This is a genomic window from Priestia sp. SIMBA_032 (genome assembly GCF_046535215.1).
Lineage (GTDB): Bacteria > Bacillota > Bacilli > Bacillales > Bacillaceae_H > Priestia > Priestia aryabhattai.
Genome location: NZ_JAWRXD010001220.1, coordinates 1 through 250 on the forward strand (window position 1 = coordinate 1; position 250 = coordinate 250).

Here is a 250-nt window from a genome sequence, read left to right on the forward strand (position 1 = left end):
TTCAAGATCTTCGACCTGCCCTACCAGATCAGCGGGATCGACGGCCACGATCTGGCGAAGATCTGGGAGTCGGAACGGATGCATGCCTACGAGGGCATCACCGTTCCGGGTTTCCCCAACCTGTTCCTCGCTCCGGGACCGTATGGCGTCATCGGGTTCTCGTGGTTCGACACCATCGACCTGTGTGTCACCCATGCGGTGCAGGTGGTCGCCAAGGCCGTGGCGTCGGGTTCGTCGCGGGTCAGCGTCA

The 250-nt window shown here is 62.4% G+C and carries 1 protein-coding gene; it reads left to right on the top strand.

Annotated features, from left to right (window positions below; translation table 11 throughout):
• Positions 1-250: hypothetical protein (locus tag SB717_RS38210; RefSeq protein WP_486360815.1), on the top strand; the 250-nt coding region annotated here is incomplete at both ends.